The 8,813-nt window shown below is 37.4% G+C and carries 6 protein-coding genes; 2 read left to right on the top strand and 4 right to left on the bottom strand.

Going from position 1 to position 8,813, the window contains the following annotated elements:
- Positions 1–149 precede the first annotated feature (149 nt).
- The 3 genes from CH362_RS16950 to CH362_RS16940 form a co-directional block, all read right to left on the bottom strand.
- Positions 150–1,205, bottom strand: a complete 1,056-nt coding sequence (locus CH362_RS16950) for a hypothetical protein (protein WP_100711499.1) — start codon at positions 1,203–1,205, stop codon at positions 150–152.
- Between the two features lie 9 nt (positions 1,206–1,214).
- Positions 1,215–1,919, bottom strand: coding sequence for a hypothetical protein (locus tag CH362_RS16945; protein WP_100711498.1), 705 nt, complete (start codon positions 1,917–1,919; stop codon positions 1,215–1,217).
- Positions 1,920–2,181: 262 nt separating this feature from the next.
- Positions 2,182–3,096, bottom strand: a complete 915-nt coding sequence (locus CH362_RS16940) for an NAD(P)/FAD-dependent oxidoreductase (protein ID WP_100711497.1) — start codon at positions 3,094–3,096, stop codon at positions 2,182–2,184.
- Positions 3,097–3,244: 148 nt separating this feature from the next.
- Here CH362_RS16940 and CH362_RS16935 point away from each other — a divergent pair, with 148 nt between their 5' ends.
- Positions 3,245–4,162, top strand: a complete 918-nt coding sequence (locus CH362_RS16935) for a LysR family transcriptional regulator (RefSeq protein WP_100711496.1) — start codon at positions 3,245–3,247, stop codon at positions 4,160–4,162.
- A 40-nt stretch (positions 4,163–4,202) separates the two neighbouring features.
- Here the strand turns inward: CH362_RS16935 and CH362_RS16930 are convergent, their stop codons facing one another.
- The gene (locus CH362_RS16930; protein ID WP_100711495.1) at positions 4,203–5,348 is read right to left on the bottom strand and encodes a TauD/TfdA family dioxygenase; all 1,146 of its coding nucleotides are present in this window, start codon (positions 5,346–5,348) and stop codon (positions 4,203–4,205) included.
- Positions 5,349–5,545: 197 nt separating this feature from the next.
- On the opposite strand from CH362_RS16930, the gene CH362_RS16925 reads away from it, so the two are divergent.
- The gene (locus CH362_RS16925) at positions 5,546–8,782 is read left to right on the top strand and encodes an acetyl-CoA carboxylase family protein (protein ID WP_100711494.1); all 3,237 of its coding nucleotides are present in this window, start codon (positions 5,546–5,548) and stop codon (positions 8,780–8,782) included.
- The last annotated feature ends 31 nt before the right edge of the window (positions 8,783–8,813 follow it).

Here is an 8,813-nt window from a genome sequence, read left to right as displayed (position 1 = left end):
AAGGGCTGGGGGTGTAACAAATCGGTGAGTCACGCTACTCTATATGTTTTCGAAGAGACTTTCTCTTCCTTTCTAATTCAAAACATTCTAACTTAACTTTAAAAGATGAGATTCAGTTTTCTATGTGGGAATTCTGATACTTAGATGGATCAGCCTAAAGGACTAAAACATCTTCCTCCAAGCAAACAGCCCCAGAAATAAATATGGTTCTTGAAACCTAATACAAAAATTGATATTAATTGTAAGGGAGAAGTTGCGACGTCTAAGGTAATTGAAAAGGGATATAATGCTGGATATGCGCTCCAGATTCCTGTTTCATCCTTTTCTTTTCTTGAGTCGTTTGCTTTCGAAATGAATTGAATTCCATCCCTAAGATCCCGGACTGGACCGATGATCCTAAATGTCTTATTTTCGATTCTAAATTTTCCATTATTATCTGGATATTCATACTGAACCGATATGAGTTTTTCTTGCTTAGCTAATGTGAATTTTTGGATTTCTAACTGCTCTTCTTTTTTTATTTTCGCCTTGAGTAGGGTAAACGGACGCCAAGAATAGCCATCTGCTGAGATCCTAAATCCATTGTTGGTGGCATATAAATAGATTTCTTCCTTCGTATCGAATTGTAAGCGTAAATATCTATGACTAAAGTATTCACCTTCTAATAAGGTAGCTGAAACAACCTCTCTTCCTTTTACGAATTTCAGAGAATTGATTCGAGGATAAAAATACGAATCTCCGAATTGTTTTGGGTCAGGAAAAGGAATTGTAAATTTATCGAATTCATTTTTGGAGGAAAGGGTGATTTTTAAATCCGGTATCCAAATTCTGTTTTTCAATTCTGGGATTTCTTCGAATTTTATATCTATAAATTTCGAAGAAACGTCTTGCTTACATGGTGTGTGATCTTTAATATCTTGGTAATATGTATCTACAACCAAAAGAGATTTTAAGCTAAGACAGGCGGTCCTTTGAATAATAGCCTGATCTTTTGAATCCCGGGAAGTATACAAGCCTACATCATATATAATTTTAAATTCTGTTTCTGATAGGGACAGTTGTTTAATCTCTCGAATGCTTTCTTGTAAGTAAGGACGAGAGTCTTTTTGGGCTCTTAAATCCCAACCATGTTTTGTCATGACAACCGCAGTGAAACAGCTCCAATTAAGGGCGCAAATAAGAGAAAGAAAAAGGATTTTACGCATAATATTTCCTCAGTTGGATTCTACTAGATCGGCGCCTTCTTTAAAATTTAATTTTCCAAATTCGCCTACGATATAACCTACGAGATTATTTCCGCTAATTAAAGTGGCCAATGTATCCAGTTGAAGGTCCGCGCTTCCAACTACTCTGGACTGAACCATTCCGAATTTAGCTTGCGGGCTTATAAAATACATAGCATTGAACTTTCCGTTTGCGAAGTCCTTCGCGATAACTATGATAGAGTCTATCTTAAAAGTTCCTGCTTTCGTAGTGATAGTCAGATTTGTTTTCTTTACTCCGAAAGATTTAGGGTTTGGAATATAACCTACATCCTTCTCATTCGCAACTCGTTTCGTGATCTTTCTAGATGTGGATATTTCTATCATGAATCCTTCTTTTGCATAACCTTCTTTATCTATAAAAAGATGTTCTTCATAATCTTTCATAAAATGAAGTAAGGAAGAAGTTTCTAAAAAAGTATTTTTAACTTCAAAAATTGCCCCTTTTTGCGACATGATTTCCACTTTCGTTTTAGTTCCATCCAAACCCTGATAAACCGCAAAGTCTCCCACTTTAGGGTTTGAATGAATTGGTATCCAATTTGCTGAGGGTGCAGATTCTACTAATCCTTTAACCATTCCTGTAGGAACTAAGGAAGCGCAATAGGTAGTTAACACGAAAGAAAAGGAAAGAAAATAGAAATGGAGAATTTTCATAGAGGAGGAAGGTAATACGAAAAATGATCGATTGTCAATTTTAAATTTACTTAGGTCGAAATGGTGTTAGTTCCAGCGAATGTTTGATCTGGAAGAACGAGCTCCTCATGTAGGAATTCCTACATGGAAATAGAGATCGCCCCCACCCAAGTTCGGGTGGAGGAGGTGGGCTTGTGGGAGAAGCCTTTCCCCCTATACACTACAATTCCTTAAACAGCAACCTCAATTTCCGCCTGCAATTCATGTTGGAATTCCAACAAAACTACTCTGATAATTTCTCGCTTAATAATTCGTGAACTATACCTGCGCCTGCCATTCCTCCGGAAGCAGCAGCTAATAAGACTGAATGAGCACCACTTGCATTGTCTCCGCAGGCATAAACTCCATCTACACTTGTCTTTCCTTTTTCGCCAACTTTGTAGAAGCCGAATTGATCTTTTTCGCAGCGGAGTTTTTCGCCGATTGTGGATTTTAGTTTGAATGGAAATGTTGGAAGAGCATATAGTCCGTCCCTTTCTACATTCTCTCCATTTTCAAAACTAATACTTTTGAGTTTTTCTCCTTCGTATATAAAACCTGTGATCTTATCTTCTATGAAGCGGATATTTTTTCGCTCTAATAAGTTCCTTTGTTCTTCTTTGAATTCGGCTTTTCCATTTGTAAAAATAACTAAGTCGGATGCTAAATCGTATATAAGAGGAAGCATATAGAATAATGTGTCTCCGTTTCCGATCAGGCCGAGTTTAGAACCTCTCACTTCAAAACCGTGGCAGTAAGGACAATGGAAAATGGATTTACCCCAAAGTTCCTTATAACCCGGGACCTGTAGGTATTTATCCTCTACACCATATGCAAGAATGACTTTTTTAAAATGAAAAATTTTATCTGAGGATAATCTGGCGATAAAGCCTGATCCTGATCTTTCTACCGATAGAACACTTCCCTCAAAAAACCTGATCGTATTATATTTTTCTAAATCCTTTCTAACTAATTTTCTCCATTCTGCGGGATGGATCCCGTCTCTTGTCGGAAAGTTATTCAAATGAGAAGATGCTGCGTTTCTTGGACGACTATCGTCGCAGACTAGAGCGGTTCTGCTCATTCTTCCTAAGGCCAATGCAGCGCTTAGTCCTGCGGGACCGCCCCCTATTATTAATACTTCATAATCGAATTTCATTTTGTCCTCCTTGAAGAACTTTGATGATAATAATTATTGAAATTTTACCATACTGAAAACTGTAAATACATTTGGTAGAAATTTGTAATTTTTTGATTTTATTCCGAATTTAGTTGATTTATTGATACCAATTAGGTATCAATATTATATGGATTTATCTAAATTAAGATCTTTCATCGTCGTTGCCGAGGAATTAAATTTCAGAAAGAGTGCTGAAATTTTGGGAATGTCCCAACCTCCTTTGACCAGATTGATCTCTTCCTTTGAAGAGGAACTTTCCACTAAATTATTCGAAAGATCTACGAGACATGTGAAACTTACTGGAGCAGGAGTCCATCTCCTAAAGGAAGGTAGAGAGATCATCGCAAAGGCAGAAAAAATAGAAAAGGAAGTTCGTTCTATCGGCAAACTCAAAGCGGGAGGACTTAGTATTGGTTTTTCTACCACTACCTTTATGGCAAGTCTGCCCCAGATCATTAATGAGTTCCAGGATCGATTTCCTCGGATCAAACTGCAGCTTCAGCAGGAAACACGAAATCGGATCATCAAAGGTTTAAAATCAGCTCAATTCGATATTTGTTTTTTAGAAGGAGAAGTTTCTGATCCTCGCTTGGAAAAACATCCGGTTCATGATGAGGTGCTTGGTGTTCTTCTTCCTAAAAAACATCCTCTTGCTAAAAGAGAAGAAATTGAATTTAAAGAATTAAAGGATGAAACCATCATATTACACCCCAAAAAGGACTCAGGAAGTTTTTACGATACGATCTCTTCTTTATTTAAACAAAGTGGCATCAAACCTAAAGTTTATATAAAGAATGAGAGAGAAAGTTGTCCTATCTTAGTGGCGACTGGTAAAGGTGTTTCTTTGACTATCTTAGGCGCACAGAATTTTGCGCCTATAGATACTAAGTTTGTTCCTATCAGACAATTGTATTTGCCGGTTTCTGTTTTTTACATTTCCGAAAATCAAAACCCATCCTTAAAAACCTTTTTAAGTTTTGTATCCGAGAGTAGTTTTATCAAAAACAAACATGCGGAATGCCTCATGGATGTGATGAGGCTTTAACGCAAAATTTAAAAATCACCGGTTATGATATAAGATTTCTTTAGTCAGTCCAAGCAACTTGGATCTCTCTTGGACCAACAAAAGGAAGTCTTCCGTGAGAAACTGAATAATTATCTATATAGAGAATATCATCCTTCTGCCAGGAGAAAATTTGTATATTCTTCCAAAAAACATTCACAATGGCTTTGATGTCTTTATTAGAAATTTCTGATCCATCTCCGTAGGTGGCGTGAACATCTAAATCTTCAGATTTGCTGAATAACTTTTTGATCCCTGTCAATAAATTCAAGATCAGATAAACTCCAAGTCCTCTTAAGGTTTTCTGTCTTTTGAAAACATATTTGTATTCTAATCTAGGAGAATCTATATGAAATGTTTGGCTATGGTTATGCCAAGCTTTCGATCCTGCGATTGGATGTTTTCTTACACCTACTTGAGAATTAATTAATCTTAATTTATTTCCGGGAAGCCATTCATGCTCGAAATTCTGTTTTTTGATCTCCTTCTCCGCTTCTTTTTTATCTACAGTCTTAAACATTTCACTCCAAGGTTTTGTTTTCCAAAGGCTATAACGAGAAGCTCCAGGGCCATCATAATGACGAATATACTTGATACCTTGCTTTTCTACTTTGTCTGAAATATGAGAAGGCATTTCTCTCAAAACAGTTCTTAGATCTGTAATTGGAGTTTCTCCGTTTTTAGAAGGAGCTAACTTTGCATAAAAGAAAAGTTTTTTAGGAGGTTTATTTAAGAAGCTCATCTCCGCATGTTGCATGATCGGATAAGCAGAAGGAAGTTCACTCGCTGTATGAACAAACTTAGTCTTTTTATCTCTGGGAGAAGTTCCCAAATATGCTTCAGACAAATTGGAATCCAGGCCTAAGGCAACCTTCTCGAAGTTTTCAGAAGAACCTATATTAAAACCTCTGAATAGAATTGCGCCATAGATCAAAAGATCTCTCTGTATTTCTTTATGATTTTTCTTGATCCAATCTGTGAGATATTTTAGATCCGCTTTCTCTGGAGAAGATGGAGAGTAAACAATAGGAAGATTTAAACCTTTGATTAGGTTTTTGGAAATTTCTTCTGAAGTTTTGGAGGGCCTAGTTTTCTTCTTTGATAAATTCGCATTTTTGCCCAGGGCCTTCTTTTTCCCTGAAGATCGAACAAGACTAGTGGCTGGCATATGATTCCCCTTAAAACCACTTCAGCGAAACACCTCCCTCTCTTCGATTTGTATATCTAATATATTGGAATAAAAATCGTTATTATGGATAATGATTTGAACGAATACACATTATATTGTGCATTCGTTCAAAATTTATAGGCGGCTTCGAAACTGGATCGACCGGACGGACTTTCTCACAAAACTTCCTCCAACTTATGAAATTATCCAAATTATTAATAGCAAATCGGGGAGAAGTTTCTATTCGAATTGCAAGAGCTGCGGCAGCGTTAGGAGTTCCTACCGTCTCTATCTATTCAGAAGACGATTCAAATTCCAGGCATAGATTGGCGACAGATGTTTCTATTCCTCTTAAAGGAAGAGGAGCAAAGGCCTATTTAGACCAAGATGAGATACTATCCATCGCACTAAGAGAAGGTTGCGATTCCATTCATCCAGGTTATGGCTTCTTAAGTGAGAATCCAGGATTTGCAAAAAGATGCGAAGAATCTAAAATCAATTTTATAGGTCCTGATCCCAAAACTTTAGAGATCCTAGGGGATAAATTAAAAGCAGTATTACTCGCTGAATCCTTAGGAGTTCCTACCTTGCCTGGGCTTGGCAAGATAATCGATCTGAAAGAAGCAAAAGAGTTTTATTCCAAAAATGGAATATTCCTTTTAAAAGCGATCGCTGGTGGTGGAGGAAGGGGGATCCGTATCATAAACAATGCAGAAGGATTAGAAACTATATTCAAGAGTTGTTCCGAAGAAGCTTTACATTCATTCGGAAATTCTAGTTTATATGCAGAAAAATATCTACCGATCGCAAGACATATAGAAGTCCAGATTTTGGGAGATGGTTCCGGTAAGGTCCTCTATTTTTGGGACAGGGACTGTTCTCTTCAAAGGAAAAATCAAAAGTTACTCGAGATTGCACCTGCCCCTTTTTTAGATCCTAAAATCCGTGAAAAGATCATCTCTTATTCTTTGAAAATTGCTTCTCATCTTTCTTATAAAAGTTTAGGCACTTTTGAATTTTTGATCAGCCCTGATTCTGAAATCTATTTTATAGAATCTAATCCTAGATTACAGGTAGAACATACAATTACTGAAGAAATCACTGGAGTAGATCTTGTAGAAACTCAGTTGGAAATTGCTTCCGGGAAATCTTTCCAAGAGATTGGATTAGATCAGAAGAATCTAGAATTTCCTCAAGGTTATGCAATCCAGATCAGGATAAATTCTGAAACCTGGGACCAAAAAGGAGAGATCATACCGTCTTCTGGAAAAATAAATATGTTCGAGCCAAGTTCTGGTCCGGGGATCAGAGTGGATAGCGCTGCTTATTCAGGTTATGAGGTTGGTCCTAATTTTGATTCCTTACTTGCGAAATTAATCATTCATTCTAAAAGTCCTAGATTTCCTAAACTGATTCATTCTGCATACCGTGCATTATCCGAATTTAGGATAGAAGGTATCAAAACAAATCTTCCTCTTCTTCTGAATGTGCTCAAAAGGAAAGAGCTGGAATCATATTCTATTTGGACAAAGTTTATAGAGGAAAATATTTCTGAACTTCTATCTTCTTCTAAAACAGAACATAAAAAATATAATTTCGAACCAGAGAAAAATGGCGATTTAGAAAATTCTAAAATAATAGAAGAAATCCCAGAAGGATTGAATTCTTTTCATTCTCCCATGACTGGAAGTCTAATCGAAATCTATCCTAAAGAAGGGGAACCAATTCGTAAAGGGGAGAAGATTGCGCTTCTTTCTTCCATGAAGATGGAACATCTTTTACATTCAGAAACTACTGGAATTATAGAAAAGGTTTTGATTGAGCCTGGAAAGATTGTTTCGGAAGGAGAAATGCTTGTTTGGATCAGGCCAGAAGATTTGGAACATTCTTCAGATCATCATGAGGAAAAAATAGATCCAAATCGAATTCGTCCAGACTTGAGAGAAGTTTTGGACCGTTTACTTTTGAATGAAGATATTTCCAGAACCCAAGCAGTTTCCAAACGGCATAAAAGAGGACAAAGGACCGCGAGAGAGAATGTGGCGGATCTTTGTGACCAAGGAAGTTTTGTAGAATATGGAAGTCTCGCTATTGCCGCCCAGAGAAGAAGAAGGTCCCTAGAAGATTTGATTAAACTGAGTCCTGCAGATGGACTCATCGCTGGTCTTGGTACAGTGAATGCCGAACTATTTGCGCCTCACGTAGCAAGAGTTTCAGTACTCGCTTATGATTACACAGTTTTTATGGGAACCCAAGGAGCGATGAATCATAAAAAGACGGATCGGTTTTTGGAAATGGTAGAAAGCCAAAAACTTCCCCTTGTGTTTTTTACAGAAGGAGGGGGAGGTCGTCCAGGAGAAGTAGATGTTCCCGCTGTTGCAGGTTTAGATCTGCATACATTCCGTAAATACGCAGGTTTAAAAGGAAAAAGTTTGAGGATAGCCATTGCAGCAGGTAGATGTTTTGCAGGCAATGCTGCATTATTTGGTGCAAGTGATATTAGGATCGCAACAGAAGATTCTAATATAGGAATGGGCGGTCCTGTGATGGTGAAAGGTGGAGGCCTTGGAAATTTTTCTGCAGAGGAAATCGGTCCTGCAGATGTCCAAACCAAAAACGGTGTAATCGATATATTAGTTAAGAATGAAGAAGAGGCAGTTTTTACTGCTAAAAAGGCACTTTCTTATTTTCAGGGAAATATCAGTAAATTTGAATATAGAGATCAAAAAATCCTAAGGACCTTAATTCCAGAAAATCGTTTAAGATCCTATGAGATCCGTTCTGTTATTTCTTCCCTGGCAGATATTGACTCAGTTTTAGAATTCAGAAAAGACTTTGCAAAAGGAATTGTGACTTCTCTTATCCGAATAGAAGGACGCTCTTTAGGTTTGATTGCAAATAATCCAACTCATTTAGGTGGAGCAATCGATGCAGAAGGAGCAGAAAAGGCATCCGAGTTTTCTGAATTTTGCGATCTGAATAAACTTCCTATATTATTTCTTTGTGATACACCAGGTTTTATGGTAGGACCTGAAGTGGAGAAGAAAGGATTAGTGCGGAAGGCTGCAAAACTTTTTGAGTCTGGCGCTTCTTTACAAGTCCCTGTGTTCACTATTATTCTCAGAAAAGGTTATGGTTTAGGTGCGATGGCCATGGCAGCCGGCAGTTTTCATTCTCCGGTATTTACAATCTCTTGGCCTACAGGAGAATTCGGTGCGATGGGAATAGAAGGAGAAATTAGAACAGGATATCAAAAGGAACTCGCAGAAATTAAGGATTGGAAAGAAAGACAAATTCTTTTCGAACGTTTAGTTTCTGAGGCTTATGAAAGAGGTAAGGCGATCAATATGGCTTCTTATTTGGAAATAGACGCAGTGATTGATCCTGCTGAATCTAGGAAATGGATCTTGAGAGGTTATGATTCCTGTATTTAGAGAGATTCCAGTTGGAAATAAATGTTTTCTG

It is taken from the genome of Leptospira saintgironsiae (genome assembly GCF_002811765.1).
Taxonomy (GTDB): Bacteria; Spirochaetota; Leptospiria; order Leptospirales; family Leptospiraceae; genus Leptospira_B; species Leptospira_B saintgironsiae.
The sequence above is the reverse complement of the archived record's forward strand: the minus strand, read 5'-3'. Positions and strand labels throughout refer to the sequence as shown.

Bases quoted from the DNA above. Each gene is read 5' to 3' on its own strand.
- CH362_RS16950 (WP_100711499.1), bottom strand. From the start codon at position 1,205: ATGCGTAAAATCCTTTTTCTTTCTCTTATTTGCGCCCTTAATTGGAGC.
- CH362_RS16930 (WP_100711495.1), bottom strand. From the start codon at position 5,348: ATGCCAGCCACTAGTCTTGTTCGATCTTCAGGGAAAAAGAAGGCCCTG.
- CH362_RS16935 (WP_100711496.1), top strand. From the start codon at position 3,245: ATGGATTTATCTAAATTAAGATCTTTCATCGTCGTTGCCGAGGAATTA.
- CH362_RS16940 (WP_100711497.1), bottom strand. From the start codon at position 3,096: ATGAAATTCGATTATGAAGTATTAATAATAGGGGGCGGTCCCGCAGGA.
- CH362_RS16945 (WP_100711498.1), bottom strand. From the start codon at position 1,919: ATGAAAATTCTCCATTTCTATTTTCTTTCCTTTTCTTTCGTGTTAACT.
- CH362_RS16925 (WP_100711494.1), top strand. From the start codon at position 5,546: ATGAAATTATCCAAATTATTAATAGCAAATCGGGGAGAAGTTTCTATT.